Annotated in this window: 20 protein-coding genes; 1 reads left to right on the forward strand and 19 read right to left on the reverse strand. The window is 53.1% G+C overall.

Features of this window, described 5'->3' with window-relative positions; all coding sequences use genetic code 11:
* Positions 1-2: 2 nt before the first annotated feature.
* The 5 genes from AM410_RS09285 to AM410_RS09305 form a co-directional block, all read right to left on the reverse strand.
* Complete coding sequence (locus tag AM410_RS09285) at positions 3-1184, reverse strand: amino acid ABC transporter permease (protein WP_044857902.1); 1182 nt, start codon at positions 1182-1184, stop codon at positions 3-5.
* Positions 1185-1251: 67 nt separating this feature from the next.
* The gene (locus tag AM410_RS09290) at positions 1252-2277 is read right to left on the reverse strand and encodes an amino acid ABC transporter substrate-binding protein (protein WP_014171877.1); all 1026 of its coding nucleotides are present in this window, start codon (positions 2275-2277) and stop codon (positions 1252-1254) included.
* A 487-nt stretch (positions 2278-2764) separates the two neighbouring features.
* A complete protein-coding gene (locus AM410_RS09295) occupies positions 2765-2986 on the reverse strand; it encodes a lipoprotein (protein ID WP_008502867.1) in 222 nt (73 codons plus the stop codon).
* Between the two features lie 303 nt (positions 2987-3289).
* The gene (locus tag AM410_RS09300) at positions 3290-6403 is read right to left on the reverse strand and encodes an efflux RND transporter permease subunit (RefSeq protein ID WP_108647744.1); all 3114 of its coding nucleotides are present in this window, start codon (positions 6401-6403) and stop codon (positions 3290-3292) included.
* A gap of 11 nt (positions 6404-6414) precedes the next feature.
* The gene (locus AM410_RS09305) at positions 6415-7554 is read right to left on the reverse strand and encodes an efflux RND transporter periplasmic adaptor subunit (protein ID WP_047355525.1); all 1140 of its coding nucleotides are present in this window, start codon (positions 7552-7554) and stop codon (positions 6415-6417) included.
* Between the two features lie 383 nt (positions 7555-7937).
* Here AM410_RS09305 and envR point away from each other — a divergent pair, with 383 nt between their 5' ends.
* Complete coding sequence (envR, locus tag AM410_RS09310; RefSeq protein WP_108647746.1) at positions 7938-8657, forward strand: acrEF/envCD operon transcriptional regulator; 720 nt, start codon at positions 7938-7940, stop codon at positions 8655-8657.
* Here the strand turns inward: envR and AM410_RS09315 are convergent.
* The 14 genes from AM410_RS09315 to acuI all read right to left on the reverse strand — a co-directional run bounded on the left by AM410_RS09315 (position 8561) and on the right by acuI (position 21503).
* Positions 8561-10654, reverse strand: a complete 2094-nt coding sequence (locus AM410_RS09315; protein WP_108647748.1) for a putative bifunctional diguanylate cyclase/phosphodiesterase — start codon at positions 10652-10654, stop codon at positions 8561-8563. The two genes, envR and AM410_RS09315, sit on opposite strands and share 97 nt — an antisense overlap.
* Before the next feature lie 139 nt (positions 10655-10793).
* A complete protein-coding gene (locus AM410_RS09320; RefSeq protein WP_020883498.1) occupies positions 10794-10958 on the reverse strand; it encodes a DUF2556 family protein in 165 nt (54 codons plus the stop codon).
* A gap of 180 nt (positions 10959-11138) precedes the next feature.
* On the reverse strand, positions 11139-11435 hold the full coding sequence (gene fis / locus AM410_RS09325; RefSeq protein WP_000462905.1) for a DNA-binding transcriptional regulator Fis: 297 nt from the start codon (positions 11433-11435) through the stop codon (positions 11139-11141).
* 23 nt (positions 11436-11458) lie between these two features.
* Positions 11459-12424, reverse strand: coding sequence for a tRNA dihydrouridine synthase DusB (gene dusB, locus AM410_RS09330; RefSeq protein WP_014171871.1), 966 nt, complete (start codon positions 12422-12424; stop codon positions 11459-11461).
* A gap of 330 nt (positions 12425-12754) precedes the next feature.
* The gene (locus AM410_RS09335; RefSeq protein WP_108647750.1) at positions 12755-13495 is read right to left on the reverse strand and encodes a carbonic anhydrase; all 741 of its coding nucleotides are present in this window, start codon (positions 13493-13495) and stop codon (positions 12755-12757) included.
* Between the two features lie 137 nt (positions 13496-13632).
* On the reverse strand, positions 13633-14514 hold the full coding sequence (gene prmA, locus AM410_RS09340) for a 50S ribosomal protein L11 methyltransferase (RefSeq protein WP_014171869.1): 882 nt from the start codon (positions 14512-14514) through the stop codon (positions 13633-13635).
* Positions 14515-14525: 11 nt separating this feature from the next.
* Positions 14526-15977 (reverse strand): sodium/pantothenate symporter, encoded by a 1452-nt coding sequence (gene panF, locus AM410_RS09345; protein WP_020883501.1) that lies wholly within the window; start codon positions 15975-15977, stop codon positions 14526-14528.
* Positions 15967-16209, reverse strand: a complete 243-nt coding sequence (locus AM410_RS09350) for a YhdT family protein (protein ID WP_006178860.1) — start codon at positions 16207-16209, stop codon at positions 15967-15969. Before AM410_RS09350 ends, panF begins: the two co-directional genes overlap by 11 nt.
* 110 nt (positions 16210-16319) lie before the next feature.
* Positions 16320-17669 carry an acetyl-CoA carboxylase biotin carboxylase subunit gene (gene accC, locus AM410_RS09355; protein ID WP_020883502.1) on the reverse strand — a complete coding sequence of 450 codons (1350 nt, stop codon included), beginning with the start codon at positions 17667-17669 and terminating at the stop codon, positions 16320-16322.
* Between the two features lie 10 nt (positions 17670-17679).
* Positions 17680-18141: an acetyl-CoA carboxylase biotin carboxyl carrier protein gene (gene accB / locus AM410_RS09360; protein WP_014171866.1), complete on the reverse strand. Its 462-nt coding sequence runs from the start codon at positions 18139-18141 to the stop codon at positions 17680-17682.
* 21 nt (positions 18142-18162) lie between these two features.
* Positions 18163-18615: a type II 3-dehydroquinate dehydratase gene (aroQ, locus tag AM410_RS09370; protein WP_014171865.1), complete on the reverse strand. Its 453-nt coding sequence runs from the start codon at positions 18613-18615 to the stop codon at positions 18163-18165.
* Between the two features lie 234 nt (positions 18616-18849).
* Positions 18850-19449, reverse strand: coding sequence for a protein-methionine-sulfoxide reductase heme-binding subunit MsrQ (gene msrQ, locus AM410_RS09375; protein WP_020883503.1), 600 nt, complete (start codon positions 19447-19449; stop codon positions 18850-18852).
* Positions 19450-20451: a protein-methionine-sulfoxide reductase catalytic subunit MsrP gene (msrP, locus tag AM410_RS09380; protein ID WP_020883504.1), complete on the reverse strand. Its 1002-nt coding sequence runs from the start codon at positions 20449-20451 to the stop codon at positions 19450-19452.
* A 77-nt stretch (positions 20452-20528) separates the two neighbouring features.
* Positions 20529-21503, reverse strand: coding sequence for an acrylyl-CoA reductase (NADPH) (gene acuI / locus AM410_RS09385; protein WP_073396290.1), 975 nt, complete (start codon positions 21501-21503; stop codon positions 20529-20531).
* Positions 21504-21524: the final 21 nt, after the last annotated feature.

The following is a 21524-nucleotide window of genomic DNA, read 5'->3' on the forward strand; positions in this document are numbered from 1 at the left end:
CCTTAGCGCTCGACCAGTGCTATACGACGGTTATAAAGGTTCATCAGCAACGAAATCACCAGGCTGATGATCAGATAAACAGACATTGTGATGGCAATAGTTTCAATGGCCTGTCCGGTCTGGTTAAGCACGGTTCCGGCAAACAGCGACACCATATCGGGGTAACCAATGGCGGCCGCCAGCGATGAGTTTTTGACAATATTGAGGTATTGACTGGTCAGCGGCGGAATGATGACCCGTAACGCTTGCGGAATAATGACCTGACGAAGCGTCACCGTATGGGGTAATCCCAGCGAGCGTGCCGCCTCGTGTTGTCCGTAAGGAACGGCCTGGATCCCCGCACGAATAATCTCGGCGATAAATGCAGAGGTATAAATCGAAAGCGCCAGCGTCAGTGCTGCCAGCTCAGGAATTAAAACCATTCCGCCCTGGAAGTTAAAGCCACGCAGCTGCGGAATATCCCAGTGAAGGGCGGCCCCAAACAGCCAGTGTGTCAGAAGTGGCAGGCCAATGATAAGGATGGCGGCGGTTGGCCAGGTTTTACGAAGCTGCCCGGTTTTGAACTGATGCTTGCGGTTATAGCGGAACATGGCGGCTGAGAGAGCAAGCGCTATTACAAGGGCGGCAATGAAGGCATACAACCCTTCACCCGACTGCGGAGAAGGAATATACAACCCGCGATTACTCAGGAAAAACAGATCAAGAGCATCAATAGCCTGACGTGGCCCCGGCAGGTTGCGCAGCACGGCAAAATACCAGAAAAAGATCTGCAGCAGCGGCGGGATATTACGGAACGTCTCAATATAAAAAGTAGACAGTTTGCGCAGCAGCCAGTTTTCGGACAAACGTGCCAGACCAATAAAGAAGCCCAGTATGGAGGCAAAAACAATACAAAGTGCAGAGACCAGCAGCGTATTCAGTAAACCGACCACGAACACGCGTCCATACGTGTCGCCTTCCTGATAATCAATAAGGTGTTGAACAATGCCAAACCCCGCGCTGCGATCCAGAAAAGCAAAGCCGGAAGTAATACCGCGATTATTCAGGTTGGTTATAGTGTTATGGATGAGATACACGGCGATAAGAACAACCGCAATAATCGCAATAACCTGGAATAGCCAGGCGCGGACCGCGGGATGAGAAAAGGATAGCGATCCTTTTACGGCTGAGCGGCGATGGGACATAAAGAAACCTCGGTAACCATGACTCTGGGGCGGGCACTGCCTTAACAGTGCCCGTTACAGCAATGACTTAACGTACTGGTGGCGCGTACTGAATACCGCCGTTGTTCCAGAGATTGTTCTGGCCGCGTTTGATCTTCAGAGGGCTTTCCGATCCCACGTTGCGCTCAAAGATCTCAGCGTAGTTACCCACCTGTTTGATGATGTTGTAAGCCCACTTGTTATCCAGCTTCAGATCCTTCCCGAAATCGCCCTCTGTTCCCAGCAGATGAGCCATATCCGGCGTGGACGGTTTAGCGGCTTTCTCGTCGACGTTTTTCGAGTTGATGCCCATCTCTTCGGCATTCAGCATGGCAAACAGCGTCCAGCGAACAATGGAGAACCAGTCTTCATCGCCACGACGCACAACCGGTCCAAGAGGCTCCTTGGAGATCACTTCGGGCAGGACAATCCACTCCGCCGGGTTGCTCAGCTTAATACGCAAGGCGTACAGCTGTGACTGGTCAGAAGCCAGCGTGTCGCAACGACCGGATTCCAGCGCTTTGGCCGATTCATCGGAGCGATCGAATGTCACAGGGGTATATTTCATGTTATTTGCTTTGAAATAATCCGCGACGTTCAGCTCGGTATCGGTACCGGCCTGGATACAAACGGTCGCGCCATCCAGCTCTTTGGCGCTTTTCAGGCCCGCTTTATTGTGGGTCAGGAAACCGATACCGTCATAATAGGTCACGCCAGTAAATGCCATTCCCATGCCTGCATCACGGGAGGAGGTCCAGGTGGTATTACGGGAAAGCATGTCAACTTCGCCAGACTGTAATGCAGTAAAACGTTCTTTCGCCGTCAGCGGGGTATATTTTACTTTACTGTCGTCACCGAAAACGGCGGCGGCGACACCGCGGCAGACATCGACATCAATACCGGTAAATTTGCCGTTTGCATCGGCATAAGAGAAGCCAGGTAAACCGTCACTGATCCCACATTGAACAAACCCTTTCTTTTTAACGGCATCCAGTGTCGTACCCGCATGGGCCTGACCGGCTACAGCAAACAACATGCCCGCGGCGGCCAGGCTGGCTATCATCGTCTTTTTCATAATGCATCCTGTGTGGCGAAATTTATCGTTATAGAGGCGTTTTAAACGCTTTACCTGTCTGTGGCTTTGGCCAACGTTTATAAAGCAAACGTAATGCCAGGTTTTGCGCTCAACAAAATAGGTGACCAGTGAGCGCATAATGCTGAGTGTAGACAGGGTTAAATAAATAGAGCGCCCCGAAACGGTGCGAAATTACAACCTGTGCCACAAATCGGAGCAAAACTTTCAGCGGCTATACCTTAAAAAGAAGATATAGTTTCTGGGGTGAATATTGGCAGGGTATTAAATGTAATTAATATGTGAAAATCATCACGATAGAATATGTAATTTAACGCTGTGCATTAAAAATATGTGACTGTCCGCAGGATGAAATAAACAAGGTGGGTAAAGACAGGGCTATTTTTTTACTTATCTGAAAACGCTGCACTCTTTAAAAGCAAAAGCGCGGACAGAGCCGCGCTTTCTACACACATGATACGTTCTGATGTTACTTCGTCAGAGCAACGATACCCAGCGTCAAACCTGCCACTGCGGCAGCACCACCGGCGATAGCACCTGCTGTTTCCCAGTTGTCCTGAGTGGTGCCTTTCATACAGGTATTGGTATGAACCAGTCGGCCTTGATCGTCGTATACCGGTACACATGGAGAGTCGTGCGCGCATCCAGCAAGCAGCGCAGCGAGTAGTGCAACGGAAATGAATCTTTTCATGATGTTACCTCAGTATTATTTCTCATTCGCTATACAGCCAGGAGGGCTATTAACGAACTGGAGACTATTTTACCACCGGGATAAGGCAACGTTGCACGGGGAATAATCTCAAATTATGTTGTTTGTAAAAATCGTGGAGAAAAGTCGCTGTCAGGATGAATTAATGGAGAAAATATGAAGACGTAACGCGGCGTTTTTACTTAATGCAAATGGTTAACTATTAATGCTGTGATTATGACATATCTAATTCATTGTTTATGCTAAAAATAAAAAAGGCACCTGAGGTGCCTTTTTTGAGAAACATTACTCTTTATGTTTCGTAAACCGGCGCCGGACAACCACAAAGAAGACGGGCACGAAGAAAATTGCCAGAAGCGTTGCGGAAAGCATCCCTCCCATAACGCCTGTCCCGACAGCATTTTGCGCGCCGCTCCCGGCTCCTCTGCTGATGACCAGCGGCATCACGCCAAGGATAAAGGCCAGCGACGTCATCAGGATCGGTCGAAGACGCATTCTGGATGCTTCCAGTGTGGCTTCAATGATCCCTTTACCTTCTTTATCCATCAGATCCTTAGCAAACTCGACGATCAGGATGGCGTTTTTCGCCGACAGACCAATCGTTGTCAGCAGGCCGACCTGGAAATAGACATCATTGTTTAACCCGCGAATCGATGCGGCGAGAAGCGCGCCCGTGACACCCAGCGGCACAACCAGCATGACCGAGAAGGGAATAGACCAGCTTTCATAAAGCGCAGCCAGGCACAGGAACACTACAATCAATGAAATGGCGTACAGTGCAGGTGCCTGGTTACCAGAAAGTCGTTCCTGATAAGACATTCCCGTCCAGTCATGGCCGATACCGGAAGGCAGTTTTGCGGCGAGGTTCTCCATCAAGGCCATCGCCTCACCGGTACTTTTACCCGGCGCGGACTCACCGAGGATCTCCATCGAAGGCATTCCGTTGTAGCGCTCCAGGCGAGGCGAGCCATACACCCAGTGCGAGCTGCTAAAGGAGGAGAACGGCACCATTTCACCATTCGCGCTGCGCACGTAGAGGTTGTTGATGTCCCCTGGCAACATACGGAAGTGAGCGTCGGCCTGGACGTACACTTTTTTCACGCGTCCATGATCGATAAAGTCGTTCACATAGGTTCCCCCCAATGCCGTCGAGATCGTCTGGTTGACGTCAGAGAGGCTGACGCCCAACGCCTGTGCCTTCTCCTGGTCGACATCCAGTTTGAACTGTGGGGTATCTTCCAGACCGTTAGGACGAACGCGAACCAGCAGATCGGGGTGCGCTCTCACCATGCCGAGCAGTTGATTACGCGCCTGGGTCAGTTGGGTATGCCCCAGGTTAGCTTGATCAATCAACTCAAAGTCAAAGCCCGTTGCGGTACCCAGCTCGATAATCGCAGGCAGGTTGAACGGGAACACGAGGCCATCTTTAATCTGACTGAAGGCCTTTGTCGCACGCCTTACAATCGCCTCAACGCTATTTTCTGCGTCAGGACGCGCTTCCCAGGGCTTCAGGCTAACAAATGCAATACCGGAGTTCTGACCCTGACCACTAAAGCTAAAGCCGTTCACGGTAAACACCGAATCAACGTTAGCCTTCTCGTTGTTGAGATAATAATTTTGAACCTGGTCAAGCACCTGCTGGGTACGCATCTGGGTGGCTCCGGCGGGGAGCTGGACCATAGTCATAAATACCCCCTGATCCTCTTCGGGCAGGAAGGAGGTGGGTAAGCGCAGGAACAGTACAGCCATACCACCGACGATGATGACGTATACCACCAGATAGCGCCCGGTCTTACGCAAAATGCCGCTTACGCTGTTGCTGTAATGCTCCACGCTCCGGTCAAAGAGCGCATTAAACCAGCCGAAGAAGCCACCTTTCTTTTCGTGGTGATCGCTGGAAACGGGCTTAAGCAAGGTGGCGCACAGTGCCGGTGTCAGAATCAGAGCGACCAGCACTGACAGCGCCATAGCCGAGACAATGGTCAGCGAGAACTGACGATAGATGGCTCCCGTTGAACCGCCAAAAAAGGCCATGGGGATAAAGACCGCCGAGAGCACCATGGCGATACCCACCAGTGCGCCCTGTATCTGCCCCATCGACTTCTGCGTCGCCTCTTTTGGCGGCAGCTTGTCCTCAACCATGACGCGTTCGACGTTCTCAACCACCACGATGGCGTCATCAACCAGCAGGCCAATCGCCAGCACCATACCGAACATGGTAAGGGTGTTGATGGAGAAACCGAACGCCGCCAGAATCGCAAACGTACCCAACAGCACGACCGGCACCGCAATTGTCGGGATAAGCGTCGCCCGCAGGTTTTGCAGGAAAAGATACATCACCAGGAAGACGAGAATGATCGCTTCGAATAGCGTTTTCACCACTTCGTGGATAGAGATCTTCACAAAAGGCGTGGTGTCATAGGGGTAGACAACCTTCAGCCCCTGCGGGAAGAACTGCTGGAGCTGGGCCAGTTTGCTCTTGATGGCGGCGGCCGTGTCCAGTGCGTTTGCACCGGTAGCCAGCTTAATCCCCAGGCCGGTTGCCGCTTGCCCGTTGATTTTGGTGACCATATTGTAGTTTTCGCCACCCAGCTCGATGCGGGCCACATCTTTCAGATGAACCATGGAGCCGTCCTGGTTCACCTTGAGCGTCACGCGGCCAAACTCTTCCGGAGATTTCAGACGCGTTTGTGCAATGATCGAGGCGTTCAACTGCTGCCCCGGTACTGACGGCGTTCCGCCTAACTGGCCGGCCGCTATCTGGTCGTTCTGCGTTTTCAGCTGATTAATCACATCCAGTGGCGTCAGCTGGTATTTGTTCATCGCGTTGCTGTCGAGCCAGATGCGCATCGCATACTGGGCACCAAACAGCTGCACATCACCCACTCCCGTGGTGCGGCTAATGGCATCTTTCACGTTAGATGCGACATAGTCAGAGATGTCATCCTGTGTGAGGTCTTTGTTATCGGAAACAAAGCCTGCGACCAGCAGGAAGCTGCTGCTGGACTTCTCAACACCGATCCCTTGCTGCTGGACCTCTTGGGGGAGCAGCGGCATGGCGAGCTGCAGTTTGTTCTGCACCTGTACCTGCGCAATGTCCGGGTCTGTTCCGGACTGGAAGGTCAGCGTGATGGTGACATTACCTGCGGAATCGCTGGTGGATGACATATACATCAGGTTATCGATACCGTTCATGTTCTGTTCGATAACCTGCGTTACGGTATCCTGCACCGTTTGCGCATCAGCACCCGGATACGTTGCGGTGATAGCCACGGCGGGAGGGGCAATGGTCGGATACTGCGCGATGGGCAGTTTGAGAATGGCCAGCCCGCCTGCAATCATCAAAATGATGGCAAGCACCCAGGCGAAAACCGGCCGTTGGATAAAGAAATTAGCCATGTCGTCGTCCCTTAACCGGCTGGAGTCGTGGTGGTATCAGGCGTCGCGACGACGGTAGCGCCCGGTCTGACTTTTTGTAAGCCGCTGACAATGACGCGGTCGCCATTTTTCAGCCCTTCCGTCACCAGCCAGCGATCGCCAATCGCCTGAGGGGCAACGACGGTACGTGACTCAACCTGGTTTTTATCGTTAACCACCAGAACGGATGCATCACCGCGCGGCGTGCGGGTCACGCCTTGTTGTGGGACCAGAATCGCATCAGGCTGTGTGCCTTCATCAATGCGGGCCCGGACAAACATGCCAGGCAACAGCAGGTGCTGTGGGTTTGGGAAAATCGCGCGCAAGGTGATAGAGCCGGTACTTTCGTCGACCGTGACATCCGAGAACTGTAGCGTACCTTTCAACGGGTAGGGCTGACCATTCTCCATCACCAGCTCAACGGTGCTGGTGGCCTCTCCTTTTTGCAGGCTCGTCTGCTTCAGACGCATAAAATCACTGCTGGACTGGGTAACGTCGACATACATCGGATCAAGCTGCTGAACCGTTGCCAGGGCTGCGGCTTGCCCGTTGGTCACCAGTGCGCCTTCGGTGACGCTGGATTTACCGATGCGACCCTCGACGGGAGACGTCACTTTGGTATAGGCAAGATTAATGCGCGCGCTTTCAACGCCTGCCTGTGCGGCAACGACGCTGGCATCTGCTTGCTGCGCTGTCGCCACGGCCTGGTCGTATTCCTGCTTGCTGACATACTGCGTGCCAACCAGCGTGAGATAACGTTTTACCGTCAGGTGCGCAATGTTAGCCGCCGCCTGGGCCTTCGCGAGTTCACCTTTCGCGTTGTCATACGCGGCCTGATAGGTGGCAGGATCGATCTGATAAAGTGACTCGCCGGCTTTTACATCACTTCCCTCTGTGAAGTTACGACGCAATATGATGCCGCTCACCTGAGGACGAACCTCCGCAACGCGAAAGGCATCTGTTCTGCCCGGGAGTTCGGTGGTGACAGCCAGAGGGGCGCTTTTCACTATATGCACGCTGACCTGAGGCGCCTGCGGATGTGGTGGTTGGTTTTCCTGACCATCGCATCCAGCGAGCAGTACCGCGCAGACAATAAAACCGGATAAGGGCAAACGTCTGAAATAATTCGTCATTACTGTTCCTTTAAATACCCATGAACCGATATTTGCCGTGAATCGGTAGCAGGGCAGAGGGATAAAAATAAAATGTAGGGCGTATAATAATGAGGGTAATTAATGTTTTTTAATTTATAAGTGCGAATGAACAGGCCTTAAGGCAAAAATCAGAATCAAACCTGGTGTTAGCGGGGATATACTTCTGGCTGGTTAATCAGATAAATGGCATTTAACGTGGCTCAATTATTCATCTCATGAATTTAATTATATCTATGCATTTGTCTAAATTATTAATTAAGCGATTTGACTTTTTTTGTGCAAAATTAAAACGCAAAGTAGTGAATACTTTCGTGTACCTGATCTGTGTAAATATAAACCTTGTGAGTAACGAGTAGTCGTTTATGGCGCGTAAAAAGAAAGAAGAGGCTCAACAGACCCGTCAGCAGCTGATTGAAGCGGCTATCGGGCAGTTTGCGACGCGGGGCGTGGCGAACACGACGCTGACGGATATCGCGGATGCAGCAAATGTTACACGGGGTGCCATCTATTGGCATTTTACCAGTAAATCAGAAATATTTAATGCCATCTGGGAACAGCAATTACCGTTTCGTGACATCATTTGTGACAGACTTTCTCTTTCTGCGGGCAGCGATCCGTTGCTAATGCTTCGTGAGCAATTTATTGCTGCGTTGCAATATATTGCACATGAGCCTCGGCAATGCGCTCTTTTGGAAATTTTGTATCATAAGTGTGAATTTAATAGCGATATGATTTCAGAGTATGAAATCAGAAAACGTATTGGTTTTAATTATGAGTCTTTACGTGCCACGTTGCAGGACTGTATTTCGCGGAACCTCATTTCGTCACAGGTAAATGTTGATCTGACCCTGATTGTTTTCCACGGTTTTTTCAGCGGAATCATTAAAAACTGGTTAATGAATAACAGCAGCTTTAATCTTTATCAGCAGGCTCCTGCGCTGGTCGATAGCATTCTGGCGACACTCCCTGTCGTGCGGGTGTCGCCTCATGAGGATGATTTTAGCTCAGCGCCAGGTAACATTTCCCCTTGCGCGCAGAGCGTTTCGATGGTCTGTGCACTGACCGGTTTGCCCAACAGATAGCCCTGAAGCGTGTTGCAGCCCAGCGCCGTCAAAAAGGTTTGCTGTGCTTCGGTTTCCACCCCTTCCGCCACGACTTTCAGATTTAGCGTTTTTGCCAGGGCCACAATCGCTGAGACAATGGTGGCGTCTTCGCTTTCACCGCTTAACTCTTTCACGAACGCTCTGTCGATTTTCAATTCACAGGCCGGCAGGCGCTTGAGATAAAGCAGGCTGGAATAACCGGTACCAAAATCATCAATGGACGCTTTCACGCCCGCGTCCGTCAGCTCTGTCAGCACGCGCACACTCTCATCCGGGTTGCTCATCGCCGTGGTTTCCGTCACTTCAAGGATCAGCATCTCCGGCGGTACGTTGTGACGCGTCAGGCAGTCGAGCACCGTTTTAACCAGTGAAGGTTGTTCAAACTGCAGTGTCGACAGGTTCACCGCCATCGACCAGTTTTGATGCCCCTGAAGGTGCCACTCCCGCAACTGACGGCAGGCCTCATTAAGTACCCAGTTGCCAATCGGGATGATCAGCCCCGTTTTTTCCGCCAGCGGCAGGAACAGGTCTGGCGTCAGCAATCCCTGCTTCGGGTGTTGCCAGCGCAATAGCGCCTCGAACCCAAGGACAGGACCCGCCGGTGCGTGGAATTTTGGCTGATAAAGCAGGCGCAGTTCATTACGATCGATAGCCAGCCACAGATCGTTCATCAACTGGAGATGGGTCTGCGCCAGGGTGTTCATGGAGGGCTGGAAAAAATGATAACCGTTTCGGCCCATGTGCTTCGTGTGGTACATCGCCGCATCGGCGTTAAACATCAGCTCGCGCTCGGTTTTACCGTCGTGGGGATAGAGCGCGATACCAATGCTAAGGGTTACCACCAGTTCATAGGGATCCAGATTGAATGGGCTATCGATAGCGCGAACCAGCGAGTTGGCCAGTGAGGCCGCATCATCCGGACCTTCTCCTTCAGCCAGCAGAACAAACTCATCACCACCGATACGGGCAAGGGTGAACTGACCCTTCAGGGGCGTGAGCAGGCGCTGCGTCACGGCGACAAGCAGTCTGTCACCGACATCATGGCCGTACGCATCGTTGATGGTTTTAAACCCGTCGAGATCCATGAACATCAGTGCAAAATGGGTGCCTTCACGGTCAGCTTTGCTGATGGCCTGATCGAGTCGGTCCTCCAGCAAAACACGGTTCGGCAGACGCGTCAGCGTATCCTGCAAAGCCAGTTGAGCGAGTTCGCGGTTCGCTTCTGCAAGGGATGAGGCCAGAAGAGAGGTCCGTGCCTGAAGGCGGGCATCCAGCATCGAGACCAGCAGCGTGATCCCCAGTATGGCGAGTGCGACGACGCTGACCAGTACTGCCAGCCAGCTGCCGTTAATACCTTCATGGTGTGTCATGGTCGACATGGGGAACTGAGCGGCTTTCATCCCGGCATAGTGCATACCGGCAATGGCGATCCCCATCGTAACGGCGGCGGCAAGACGCATCAGCGACACCTGAGATGCTTCATGCCGCAAGCGGAACGTCAGCCATAATGCGGCAAGCGAAGCCGCAAGCGCAATGACAACCGAAATGACCACCCATTTTTTGTCCCAGATAATACCGGGAGAGACTTCCAGCGCCGCCATGCCGGTGTAATGCATCGCCACAATGCCACAGCCCATCACTAACGCACCGGGCAGCAGACGGCGCAAACGTAACTGCTCACAGCTAACGAGCCACAGCGCAAACAGTGACGAGCCCACGGCGATAACCATGGATAGCACCGTCAGGGTCGCGTTGTAGCGCATGCTCATGGAGAGGTCCATCGCCAGCATGCCGATAAAATGCATGGCCCACACGCCAATCCCCATGGCAATACCGCCGCCGGCCAGCCAGACGCGCGCAGCCACGCCCTGACTCCCGGCAACACGTGCAGCCATATTCAGCGCGGTATAGGCAGCAAGGATAGCAACAACAAAGGAGAGGACGACGAGGATATGGTTGTATTGGCTAACCAGCATGATCGGTTCTACTCGAGTGTGAGGTTACGCAGGCGCGGTTGAGAAGGGCGAGACATTATCATCGTAAGGTAACGGCTCAAAGGGATTTAAATCCCCGTTTTTAGTGGGTCATAACAGTGAGTTTAGCGGCGTCAGGCGGTTAGTCGAGTTCTGAGCAGTTCACTAATTTTAGCGGATTTACGGAATTCATATTGCGACACTTATCGGCTTCAGTGCTCATCAGTTCAATCCACTGCATCAGGAGCGCGTCGAAGAGGAAAACCGAGACAGCAAATACAACCAGCCACCAGTATTTACGAATCATGCGTGTCATTCCGGGTAAAGAGGTTCAGTGAGGTGGTGGAAATATACACGAAAAGTTGCGGTTTAAAAGGGGGATAAACGAAGGTTTACACAGCCTTGACGGTGACAGGCGCGGGCAATAAAAAAGGCGCATCCCCATGCCAGGTAGCGCCTTTTTAAACAAGCATTTCGCTAACCGAAATTAGTTCATGCCGTATTTTTTCAGTTTCTTACGCAGTGTACCACGGTTGATACCCATCATCAGGGCAGCGCGGGTTTGGTTACCGCGGGTGTATTGCATCACCATGTCCAACAGTGGCTGTTCAACTTCAGCCAGTACCAGCTCATACAGGTCATTAACATCCTGACCGTTCAGTTGAGCAAAATAGTTCTTCAGTGCCTGTTTAACCGAGTCACGCAGGGGCTTTTGAGTTACCTGATCCTGAGAGTTAACGGTAGAAACGGTCAGTACGTCAGAATTTACGCGTTGTTCGAACATAGTTCTGTCAGCTCTTTATTTCATTACGCAAGATTTTCGAAGTATGCCTCCAACGCCTCCAGCTGTACGCTGGCATCCTCTATGGCGTTGAATGTGCGCCGAAACTGGTCATTTGGAGCGTGCTCCTGGAGATACCAGGATACGTGTTTACGCGCAATTCGGTACCCTTTTGCCTGACCATAAAAGTCATGCAATTCCCGAACATGCGAACAAAGCAAGCGCTTTACCTCTGCCAGTGGCAGTGGGGCAAGCAACTCCCCAGTGTCCAGATAATGCTGGATTTCCCGAAAGATCCAGGGTCTTCCCTGAGCGGCACGTCCTATCATCAGAGCATCAGCTCCCGTATAGTCGAGCACAGCTCTGGCTTTAAGCGGGTCAGTAATGTCACCATTCGCGATAACCGGAATGGAAACTTTCTGCTTAACTGCCCGAATGCTGTCGTATTCAGCTTCACCATTGAACAAACAGGCGCGAGTGCGTCCATGGATGGTCAGGGCCTGAATGCCACAGTCTTCGGCCAGTTGGGCAATCTCTACACAGTTACGGTGTTCCGGCGACCAACCCGTGCGAATCTTCAACGTAACAGGAACGTCCACTGCGCTGACAACCGCGGTCAGGATAGACTTCACCTGGTCGGGGTATTGCAGAAGGGCTGAACCTGCAAGCTTGCGATTCACTTTCTTGGCCGGGCAACCCATATTGATATCAATAATCTGGGCGCCACTTTCCACGTTAATCCGCGCGGCATCTGCCATCTCTTCAGGCACGCTTCCGGCAATTTGCACGGTGCGAATACCTGGTTCATCAACGTGCACCATCCGAAGGCGGGACTTATCGCTTTCCCACACCTGTGGGTTAGACGACATCATCTCGGAAACGGTTAAACCTGCCCCCATCTCATAGCACAGCGTCCTGAACGGCCGGTCGGTAATACCTGCCATTGGGGCTGCGATCAGGCGATTTCTGAGCTGGTAGTGTCCGATGCGCATGAGTTAAGAAATGACCATACTGTGACTGCAAGGCGGCGTATATTACGCATTTTTTGCACGAGATGAAAGGCCAAACTTTGAACAATCCACTGTTGTAGATCAAGGAATCGCCGCTCTGTCCTTCAGGTGAAAATTATAAACCTGTTAAATCATAAAGTTATGATGGAATGATTATTTTATAGCCGCTTACAATTTCCCGTAACTTCTCATCATTTCTGAATAAATGCATCACTTGAGCGGGATAATCTGCTGTTTTTAGCAGCAGATTATCCCGCTTGTTTGCGATCTGAGTCGCATTTTAGAACATGATCTGCATGCGAAAAATGCGCATTATTCGACCACTACGCGACCATGAAGGGGTTGTACCGGGCGGTTATTTTCGTGGTGCATCGTGTGGGAGAATTTCTCAAGCTGCTCTGCAGAGACGGTCAGCGGGTGCTTCAGTACAATCCAGGTTACCCCCTCTGAGCACGGCGGTGTGGTCAGCGAGCCGCTAAAGCGCCAGTACGTTTTATCTTTTGGAATCAGCTTGTTCAGATTGAGATCCTGCTTAATGGAGACGTTCTGTTCGGCCTGCTCAGGCATGACGCTCCACAGCTTATTCAGTTCCGGGTTCGCGGCCCCTTTATCGAACATGACCGCCACCACCGCCAGCTCACCGGCCGCGTTTTTGTGCACCAGATGCATTTCCATCGCAAATTTCTTGCCATGCACGGTGTTTTCGCTCGGCGCGTGGAAATGGAACTGTTGCAGGGTCCAGGTTTGCTTATCGAGGGTAAGGGTATCGCGGGTTTCCGGCTTTTCACTTGCCTGAATGGTGTGGCCGTTGTTCGTCAGCGTCACAGGGCCATCAATGTAATGTGTTTGCAGCGGCGAGAGGTGCGCGTTCGCGGTGGATTGAATGTTGATGGGGGACTGGTTCATCCCGCTTTGACAGGTTTTGTAGGCCTCGTCCAGTTCGCCCCAGTGTTCCGGTGCGCCTTCGCCTTCGTAGCTCCAGTGTGATGCGCAGGCTGAAGCCGAGATAATGCTCAGCGCAAAGAGCGCAGCCTTGCCAGTAAAGTGGGTCATAGTATTCTTCCGGTGAATTATTGTGGTTCAAACCATTTTTATCAATATGATTTGTGTGGGTATTTTACCGGAGAAGGGCGCGGGAGGAGAGGATTATCGGAGGAAGAGAGGCGTGGTCAGATGACCACGCCAATGGCTTACTTTTTACGGCCCGTAATACGACACCACTCTTCTTTTTCGACCACCGGGTCGAGGGCGAAAAGATCGGCATAGGCTTCGCAAACGCTGTCAGCCTGGCTTGCCAGGATCCCGGAAAGTCCCAGCAGACCGCCGTCAACGGGCAGTACGCTGATTAACGGGGCCAGTTCGCGTAATGGGCCAGCCAGAATGTTCGCCACCACCACATCGGCTTTCATGGCTTCTGGCTGCGCATCCGGCAGATACAGTTCAAGGCGGTCAGAAACGCCGTTGCGTTCAGCGTTATCACGGCTGGCCTGAATAGCCTGTGGATCGATATCGATCCCAATGGCTTTGGCCGCGCCCAGTTTCAGCGCCGCGATAGCGAGGATCCCGGATCCGCATCCGAAGTCGATCACCGTCTTGCCGTCCAGATCCAGACTGTCCAGCCACTGCAGGCACAGAGAAGTCGTCGGGTGAGTACCGGTCCCAAATGCCAGGCCCGGATCCAGCATCACGTTTACCGCGTTTTCATCCGGAACGTCACGCCAGCTCGGGCAGATCCACAGACGTTTACCGAACTGCATTGGGTGGAAGTTATCCATCCACTCACGTTCCCAGTCTTTGTCTTCCAGCTGTTCGATTTTGTGTGCAAAACCCGCACCCAGCAGCGGATGATTTTCCAGGATCGCGACAACCTCTTTCATGTCAGTTTCTGCATCAAACAGGCCAATAACGTCGGTATCACCCCACAGGCGGGTTTCGCCCGGCAGTGGCTCAAACACCGGCGTGTCATGCGTGTCCTGGAAGGTGATGGAGACCGAACCGGCTTCCATCAGCGCATCGCTTAGCTCTTCGGCGTTAGCGCCGGTTGTATTCAGTTTTAGTTGGATCCACGGCATGGCAAAACTCTTTATTTATCAGTAGAAATCGTAGCGGGCTGTGGGACAGGCTGACCGAAACGGTTCCCGACCACAAACGCCAGTAAACTTAACAGTAACGAAGGCACAATAGGATGGAAGCCCAGGTACTGAATTTTAAATGTAGCTAGCACGGCATACAGCACACCGCCGACAATCATGCCGCTCAGGGCGCCGGCAGCGTTGGCGCGCTCCCAATAGAGGCCCAAAACCAGCGGCCACAGGAAGACGGCTTCAAGGCCGCCAAACGCCAGCAGGTTCAGCCAGATGATCATCTCCGGCGGACGCCATGCGGCTAACAGCAGCAGCGCGCCTAAAACGAGCGTAATCACCGCCGACATACGCTTCAGGCGTCGTTCATTTTGAACCTGCTCAGGACGCAGGTTCAGATAGAGATCTTTAATGATCGTAGCGGAACTCTGCAGTAGCTGGGCGTTAATGGTCGACATTATGGCGGCCATTGGCGCGGCGAGGAATATCCCCGCGGCAAAAGGCGGAAGCACTTTGACCATCAGGGTCGGGATCACCAAATCGGGAACCGTAAGGTCGGGGATCACCGCACGTCCTAACGCACCCGCCAGATGCATGCCGAACATCAGGATTGCAACAACGACCGTCCCGATAATAATACCCCGGTGAACGGCTTTGCTGTCTTTATACGAGATACAACGCACGGCGGTATGCGGCAGGCCAATAACACCAAAGCACACCAGCACCCAGAACGACGTCATAAATGTTGGCGAAAGGATATCATCCGCACCCTGTGGGGAAATCAGTTTCGGGTCAATCGCTTCCAGAGTTTCAACGGCATGGCTCAGACCACCTGCGGCGTGAACAATTCCCACCAGCAGAACGATTGTGCCAACGAGCATCACCATCCCCTGCAGCGTATCGTTCAGCACGCTGGCGCGAAATCCGCCAAAGGCGGTATACAGCGCAATGCTCACTCCAAAGATGATAAGGCCCGTCTCATAGGGGATCCCTGCAGCGGTTTCCAGCAGACGTGCCCCGCCGATGAACTGCACCGTCATTGCACCAATAAACGCGACCAGCAGGCTTAAGCTTGCCAGCCACACCAGCAGACGGCTCTGGTAGCGCGCAAACAGCATATCGTTGAGCGTCACGGCGTTATAACGGCGTGCCAGAATGGCAAACTTTTTACCCAGTATACCCAGCGAGAGCCAGACGGCAGGCAGCTGAATCATTGCCAGCAGCACCCAACCTAACCCGTATTTATAGGCTGCACCGGGGCCACCGATAAACGAGCTGGCGCTGATATAGGTGGCGGTAAGCGTCATGGCCAGCACGACACCGCCCATCGAGCGACTGCCGAGGAAATACTCATTCAGGAAAGTGCCGGTGGTTCTCTTACGCATTGCATAAACGGACAAACCAAACACGACCACCAGATACGCGACCAGCGGCAGAATGACTTCAAGCTGCATCATCATCCTCCAGCGGGATATCCCGGTAGATAAATTTCACCATTGCCCAGCACAGCAGGATAAAGACCAGCGGCACCAGCAGGCAGGCCATTTCGAACCAGTGAGGCAGGCCGGTAATGCCAATAGCCGAGTCAGGTAAGTAAGCGGTCACCAACCATGCGGCAAGATAGAGAAGGGTCAGCCACAGCGCCCATCGCGCTTCTTTATGGGCCTGAACAAAACGCTTGTCCATTTTTTGTCCCTTGTGGATGAATAAAGCGGGGATTGTACATGATGGGGCTTTCCGATCCCCAGAAATAAAAAAAGGCCGGATTATCCGGCCTTTTTGGCGTGACTGCGCGATTACTTCTCTTGCAGACCGAGTTTTTTCTCCAGATAGTGGATGTTAGTCCCACCATTCTGGAAGTGCTCGTCGCTCATGATACGCATCTGCAGTTCAACGTTGGTTTTGATACCGTCGATGATCAGCTCCTGCAGGGCGTTCTTCATGCGGGCAATTGCCACGTCACGGTTTTCGCCGTAGCAGATAAGCTTACCGATCATGGAGTCATAGTACGGCGGTACGGTGTAACCCGCGTAGATATGAGACTCCCAACGCACACCAAAGCCACCCGGCGCGTGGAAACGCGTGATTTTACCCGGGCTTGGCAGGAAGGTATTCGGGTCTTCGGCGTTGATACGGCATTCCACCGCATGGCCTTTGACCACAACTTCTTCCTGTTTGATGGACAGAGGCTGACCCGCAGCGATACGCAGCTGTTCTTTGATCAGGTCAACGCCGGTAATCATTTCGGTAACCGGGTGTTCTACCTGAATACGGGTATTCATCTCAATGAAGTAGAACTCGCCGTTTTCGAACAGGAACTCGAAAGTACCCGCACCGCGATAGCCGATATCGACACAGGCTTTAGCACAACGCTCGCCGATGTAGCGACGCAGTTCCGGCGTAATGCCCGGTGCTGGCGCTTCTTCAACCACTTTCTGGTGACGACGCTGCATGGAGCAGTCACGTTCTGCCAGATAGATAGCGTTACCCTGACCGTCAGCCAGCACCTGAATTTCGATGTGGCGTGGGTTTTCCAGGTATTTTTCCATGTACACCATGTCATTGCTGAAAGCTGCTTTCGCTTCCGCTTTGGTCATGGAGATGGACTGAGCCAGTTCAGCATCGCTACGCACAACGCGCATACCGCGACCGCCGCCGCCGCCGGACGCCTTGATGATAACCGGATAGCCAATGCGTTTCGCATGAGCACGGTTAGCATCCATGTCGTCGGTCAGAGGACCGTCAGAGCCCGGTACGGTTGGAACACCGGCTTTTTTCATCGCGGTGATTGCGGACACTTTGTCGCCCATCAGGCGGATAGTGTCAGCTTTCGGGCCGATGAAGATAAAGCCAGAGCGCTCAACCTGCTCAGCAAAGTTGGCGTTCTCAGAGAGGAAGCCATAACCCGGATGAATTGCCACCGCGCCGGTGATTTCAGCGGCGCTGATGATAGCCGGGATGTTCAGATAGCTTTTTACGGACGGAGCCGGGCCAATACAGACCGTCTCATCCGCCAGCAATACGTGTTTTAAATCGCGATCCGCGCTTGAGTGCACAGCGACGGTCTTGATGCCCAGTTCTTTACAGGCACGAAGAATACGCAGTGCAATCTCGCCGCGGTTGGCGATAACAATTTTATCCAGCATGTTCGCCTCGTTACTCGATGACGACCAGCGGCTCGTCAAATTCAACCGGCTGACCACTTTCGACCAGAATCGCTTTCACAGTGCCTGATTTGTCTGCTTCGATCTGGTTCATCATTTTCATCGCTTCAACGATGCACAGGGTATCGCCTGCGTTGACTTTCTGACCCACTTCGATGAACGCTTTCGCGTCCGGGCTCGGGGTGCGGTAGAAAGTACCAACCATTGGGGAACGTACGATGTGACCACTGATTTCTGCTGCAGCGGCAGGTGCGGCTTCAGCTGCTGGTGCAACGGCTGCGGAAAGCGCAGGCTGCTGCACTGGCGCAGCATAAGCCTGCTGCATTACCGGGAAGCTAGCGGCTGGGGCTGCACGGCTGATGCGTACAGACTCTTCGCCTTCAGAAATTTCCAGTTCGGAGATGCCTGATTCTTCAACCAGCTCGATCAGTTTTTTAATCTTACGAATATCCATGAGTGGGTTCCGTACTCTTGTTTAGTGTGATTGTGACAAGCGTTTTACCGCTGTCTGTAAAGCGTATGAATAGCCGTCAGCGCCCAGTCCGCAAATAACGCCAGCGGCGATATCTGATAGATAGGAATGGTGGCGGAACGGCTCTCGGGCGTGCACGTTGCTCAGGTGGATCTCGATAAACGGGATACTCACTGCGAGCAGTGCGTCGCGAATAGCAACACTGGTGTGCGTAAACGCGGCCGGATTGATCAGGATATAGTCCACAGTGTCTTTAGCCTGATGAATACGGTCGATGATTGCGTACTCCGCGTTCGACTGAAAATGATCCAAATCCACATTCAGCGACGTTGCTTCCGTGCTCAGACGGTTAACAATTTCACTCAATGTTAGCGAGCCATACTTCTCGGGCTCGCGGGTGCCGAGCATGTTCAGGTTCGGTCCGTTTAAAACTAAGATATGGAACTTATCAGCCATTGTGCCGCTATCTCCTGCGATTCTCCGGTAAAAAACAAAATATACCTTCGAAGCACGATTGTCACCTTTTCAGAGGCCTAAAACCGCTGTCGGGTAAACCAAAGTCGCACATTATAACGATTTCGTAGCATTTGGCAGCTAAATACTGGTCTTATCAGGGAAGATTATCAACCGCTATCCGAAAAAGATTCGCGGTTGACAGGGATTCTGCGGGAAAACGCACAGTTTCGCGAATTATCGCAACCACTGACGGAACTTCTTGTAACGCCATGCTAAAAGCGCCACAGCCAGCAGCGCGTAGAGTATGGGCTGCGGGGAGAGGATCTTCACCGACCACAGATAATGGATGGGTGCGAGGATCGCGACAAGATAGACGAAGTTGTGCAGCAGTTGCCAGCGCCTGCCCAATGTACGTTGTGCATATTGCGTTGATGTCAGTGCTAATGCCAGTAACACCAGCCAGCTCACGATACCTAACGTCAGGTACGGACGGGTAACCAGTTCGCGGCCCAGCAGTGCCAGGTTGTTAACGCCCAGTTCCAGCAAGGCGTAGCTGGTCAAATGGAGCGTCGCCCAGGCAAAACACCATAGCCCCAAAAGCCGGCGGGTGCGTATCAATAATGGCTGTTTAGCGTAGCGCGCTAACGGTGACACCAGCAAGGTCGCCAGTAAAAATTTCAGAGCCATCCGACCGGTAAAGTGCTGGATATCCTTTGCCGGATCAGCGCTAAAAAGCCCCTGGCTGGCGGCCCAGAATAACCAGATAAAAGGAAGCAACCCGGCTAAGTGCAACAGCACTTTCAGCCAGGTTATCTGTTTTGCCGTTAAACGCACTCAGAAGTTCTCCCGTAAATTAAGGCCACGGTAAAGCGACGCCACTTCATCAGCGTAGCCGTTAAACAGCAGTGTCGGCTGACGCTTCACATCCAGCGCGCCGCCGGAACCGATAAATCGCTCGGTGGCCTGCGACCAGCGGGGATGATCGACGTGCGGGTTCACATTGGCAAAAAAGCCATATTCGTCGGGCGCCGCCAGGTTCCAGGTCGTGGGTGGACGTTCGCGGGTGAGCTTAATGCTGACGATAGATTTAATCCCTTTAAAACCATACTTCCACGGCACCGTTAAGCGAACAGGCGCGCCGTTCTGCGGCGGGAGTGCTTTGCCGTAAACACCGACGGTCAGCAGCGTAAGAGGATGCATCGCTTCGTCGAGCCGTAACCCTTCGACATACGGATACGCAAGCCCACCGCCGATAAACCGATCTTTCTGGCCCGGCATCTCGTCCGGGGCGTAGCGCGTCTGGAAAGAGACATATTTTGCGTTGCTGGTGGGTTCAACCATCGCCAGCAGTTTATGCAGCGGGAAGCCTACCCAGGGCACAACCATCGACCAGGCTTCCACGCAGCGCATGCGGTAGATACGCTCTTCCAGTGGAAAACGGGTGGTGAGATCGTGATGGTCCAGCGTCAGCGGTTTTGCCACTTCACCGTCGATTTTCAGCGTCCACGGATCGGTTTTCATACTCCCCGCGTTGGCCGCAGGATCGGCCTTATCGAGACCAAATTCGTAGAAATTGTTATAGCCGGTCACTTTGTCTTCCGGCGTGAGCGTCAGTGTGTTTTGCCACTGAGCGGGCTTCGTAAAGGTGAGTGGGGCGCCAGAAGGGGCTTTGGGGCGATCGTTACCTTTAAACCAGTCGAGCAGGTCGGCATGAGCCGCAGGGGAAAGCGTCAGTGCGGTGGCGCTGATGCCAAGCATTTTCAGGATCTGGCGGCGCTGTAACATAAAGACAGATTCAGACGTTACGTCGGCTTCCGTCAGTTTTCGGGTTTTCATGGCATCCTCCGTCATGCGTTTTTCTAAGCATGACGGAGGAGAGGGATTAGCGCGAATATGTCACGAAAATTTGAAGATTAGGCAATTTTCACCAGCGCGCGGCCGTGGAACTGGTTGTCCATGATCTTGCTGGCATATTCAGGCGCCTGGCTAAGCGTGATTTCGGTTGCGCTCTGAGTAAAGAACGTGTCCGGCAAATCGCGCTGCAGACGTTCCCAGGCTGCAATGCGGCGCGCCGCCGAGGTCATCACGGAATCAACACCCTGCAGGCGAACGTTACGCAGAATAAAGGGCATCACGGTGGTGGGCAGGGCAAAACCGCCCGCCAGACCACAGGCTGCCACGCAGCCGCCGTAGTTCATCTGCGCCAGCACTTTTGCCAGCACTTTGTCACCGACGGTATCTACCGCACCTGCCCAGAGCTGTTTTTCCAGTGGACGGGTTTCGGCAAACTCGTCGCGGCTCAGAATGCGATTAGCGCCGAGCTGACGCAGGTACGCGTGGGTGTTCTCGCGCCCGGAAACTGCCGCAACCTGGTAACCCAGTTTGTGCAGCAATGTCACCGCCGTGCTGCCCACACCACCGCTGGCACCGGTCACGACGATCTCACCCGATTCAGGGCGAATACCGGCATCTTCCAGCGCCATCACGCACAGCATGGCGGTAAAGCCTGCGGTACCGATGATCATCGCTTTACGACCATCCAGGCCTTGTGGCATCGGCACCAGCCAGTCGCCTTTCACGCGCGCCTGTGTCGCCAGCCCACCCCAGTGATTTTCACCCACGCCCCAGCCCGTGAGCAGCACCTGCTGGCCGGCATGGAAGCGCGGATCTTCGCTCGCATGAACCCGGCCCGCAAAATCGATACCTGGCACCATAGGGAAATTTCGGATGATTTTACCCTTCCCGGTAATAGCCAGCGCATCTTTATAATTTAAACTGGACCAGTCGATGTCGACGGTCACTTCGCCTGCCGGCAGTCGGCTCTCTTCAACGGCCTGCACCGAGGCAAGCGTTTTGCCGTCCTGCTGTTCTAAGATCAAAGCCTGCATACAGGGTCCTCACGACTCAGA

It is taken from the genome of Enterobacter cloacae complex sp. FDA-CDC-AR_0164 (assembly GCF_003071645.1).
GTDB lineage: Bacteria > Pseudomonadota > Gammaproteobacteria > Enterobacterales > Enterobacteriaceae > Enterobacter > Enterobacter ludwigii.

Excerpts from the sequence above, each read along its gene's own strand:
- accB (WP_014171866.1), bottom strand. The coding sequence starts at position 18,141 with ATGGATATTCGTAAGATTAAAAAACTGATCGAGCTGGTTGAAGAATCA.
- AM410_RS09295 (WP_008502867.1), bottom strand. The coding sequence starts at position 2,986 with ATGAAAAGATTCATTTCCGTTGCACTACTCGCTGCGCTGCTTGCTGGA.
- prmA (WP_014171869.1), bottom strand. The coding sequence starts at position 14,514 with ATGCCGTGGATCCAACTAAAACTGAATACAACCGGCGCTAACGCCGAA.
- fis (WP_000462905.1), bottom strand. The coding sequence starts at position 11,435 with ATGTTCGAACAACGCGTAAATTCTGACGTACTGACCGTTTCTACCGTT.
- acuI (WP_073396290.1), bottom strand. The coding sequence starts at position 21,503 with ATGCAGGCTTTGATCTTAGAACAGCAGGACGGCAAAACGCTTGCCTCG.
- AM410_RS09305 (WP_047355525.1), bottom strand. The coding sequence starts at position 7,554 with ATGACGAATTATTTCAGACGTTTGCCCTTATCCGGTTTTATTGTCTGC.
- AM410_RS09350 (WP_006178860.1), bottom strand. The coding sequence starts at position 16,209 with ATGGACAAGCGTTTTGTTCAGGCCCATAAAGAAGCGCGATGGGCGCTG.
- aroQ (WP_014171865.1), bottom strand. The coding sequence starts at position 18,615 with ATGGCTGATAAGTTCCATATCTTAGTTTTAAACGGACCGAACCTGAAC.
- AM410_RS09315 (WP_108647748.1), bottom strand. The coding sequence starts at position 10,654 with ATGCTGGTTAGCCAATACAACCATATCCTCGTCGTCCTCTCCTTTGTT.
- envR (WP_108647746.1), top strand. The coding sequence starts at position 7,938 with ATGGCGCGTAAAAAGAAAGAAGAGGCTCAACAGACCCGTCAGCAGCTG.
- AM410_RS09320 (WP_020883498.1), bottom strand. The coding sequence starts at position 10,958 with ATGATTCGTAAATACTGGTGGCTGGTTGTATTTGCTGTCTCGGTTTTC.
- AM410_RS09290 (WP_014171877.1), bottom strand. The coding sequence starts at position 2,277 with ATGAAAAAGACGATGATAGCCAGCCTGGCCGCCGCGGGCATGTTGTTT.
- AM410_RS09285 (WP_044857902.1), bottom strand. The coding sequence starts at position 1,184 with ATGTCCCATCGCCGCTCAGCCGTAAAAGGATCGCTATCCTTTTCTCAT.
- accC (WP_020883502.1), bottom strand. The coding sequence starts at position 17,669 with ATGCTGGATAAAATTGTTATCGCCAACCGCGGCGAGATTGCACTGCGT.
- AM410_RS09300 (WP_108647744.1), bottom strand. The coding sequence starts at position 6,403 with ATGGCTAATTTCTTTATCCAACGGCCGGTTTTCGCCTGGGTGCTTGCC.
- dusB (WP_014171871.1), bottom strand. The coding sequence starts at position 12,424 with ATGCGCATCGGACACTACCAGCTCAGAAATCGCCTGATCGCAGCCCCA.
- panF (WP_020883501.1), bottom strand. The coding sequence starts at position 15,977 with ATGCAGCTTGAAGTCATTCTGCCGCTGGTCGCGTATCTGGTGGTCGTG.
- msrP (WP_020883504.1), bottom strand. The coding sequence starts at position 20,451 with ATGAAAACCCGAAAACTGACGGAAGCCGACGTAACGTCTGAATCTGTC.
- AM410_RS09335 (WP_108647750.1), bottom strand. The coding sequence starts at position 13,495 with ATGACCCACTTTACTGGCAAGGCTGCGCTCTTTGCGCTGAGCATTATC.